The sequence below is a fragment of the Sphingomonas beigongshangi genome (assembly GCF_016820445.1).
GTDB lineage: Bacteria > Pseudomonadota > Alphaproteobacteria > Sphingomonadales > Sphingomonadaceae > Sphingomonas > Sphingomonas beigongshangi.
Window position 1 is genome coordinate 1 of sequence record NZ_JADHDT010000021.1, and the last position, 1,321, is coordinate 1,321.

Below are 1,321 nucleotides of genomic sequence, written 5' to 3' on the forward strand. Positions count from 1 at the left end.
TGAACCGCGCCGGGTTTGCCGGAGGCCGTTGGATGTGAGTCACGCTGCCATATCGACGATGTTTGCGGCAGCATAGTATTGCTCTTCGGCTTCGGCGGGCGGGACGTTGCCGATGGGTTCGAGCAGCCGGCGATAGTTGAACCAATCCACCCATTCGAGGGTGGCGTACTCGACCGCCTCGAAGCTGCGCCATGGGCCGCGGCGGTAGATCACCTCGGCCTTGTAGAGGCCGTTGATGGTTTCCGCCAAAGCGTTGTCATAGCTGTCGCCCACGCTTCCGACCGACGGCTCGATGCCCGCTTCGGCCAGGCGCTCGGTGTACTTGATGGACACGTACTGGCTGCCGCGGTCGGAATGGTGGACGAGGCCGCCACCCCGCCTCGGTTGTCGGTCATGTAGCGCCTGCTCCAGCGCATCCAGGACGAAGCCGGCATGTGCGCTCCGGCTGGCGCGCCAGCCAACGATCCGGCGAGCATAGGTGTCGATGACGAAAGCCACGTAGACGAACCCCGCCCAGGTCGCGACGTAGGTGAAGTCCGACACCCAGAGCATGTTCGGCGCCGGTGCACGGAACTGCCGGTTGACTCGGTCTAGCGGGCATGGCGCCGTCCGGTCGCTGACGGTGGTGCGGGCCGGCTTGCCGCGGATCACGCCGGCCAGCCCCATCGCCCGCATCAGGCGGGCAACGGTGCAGCGGGCGACATCGAACCCTTCGCGCCGCAGCTGCCGCCAGACCTTGCGCACGCCGTAGACGCGAAAGTTCTGCTCGAACACGCGGCGCACCTCCGGCCCAAGCGCATCGTCACGCCGAGCCCGAGCCGACCTTCTGGTCGGCTCAATCCTGCTCGCTACATGGGCATGGTAGGTGGATGGGGCGATCGGCAGGACCCGGCAGATCGGCTCGACCCCGTACACCTCGCGATGCGCGTCGATGAACGACACCATCACCTCGCTCGGCGGTCGAGCTCCGCCATCGCAAAATACGCCGACGCCTTGCGCAGGATCTCGTTGGCCTGGCGCAGTTCGCGGTTCTCCCGCTCCAGTGCCTTCAATCGGTCGGCGACATCGCTTGGCACCCCGGCGCGCACGCCGCTGTCGACCTCGGCCTTCTTCACCCACTCGTGCAGCGTCTGCCCCGCGCACCCGATCTTCGCCGCGATCGACACCACCGCAGCCCAACGCGATGCGTGATCCTTCTCATGGTCCAGCACCATCCGCACCGCACGCGCGCGCACCTCAGGCGAGAACTTGTTCGTCGTCTTGCTCGTCATAGCCCCTTCCTCTCAGGAGTTAGAGCCTCCGACAAACCCGGCGCGGTTCA

Annotated in this window: 1 protein-coding gene and 1 other annotated feature; the gene reads right to left on the reverse strand. The window is 66.3% G+C overall.

Going from position 1 to position 1,321, the window contains the following annotated elements:
- Positions 1 to 39: 39 nt before the first annotated feature.
- A protein-coding gene (locus IQ292_RS17540; protein ID WP_203311593.1) for an IS3 family transposase occupies positions 40 to 1,271 on the reverse strand; the annotation gives its coding sequence in 2 pieces (ribosomal slippage) (positions 40 to 980 and positions 980 to 1,271; 1,233 coding nt in all).
- Positions 871 to 987, reverse strand: a sequence feature (AL1L pseudoknot). Its footprint overlaps the gene before it by 117 nt.
- Positions 1,272 to 1,321 lie beyond the last annotated feature (50 nt).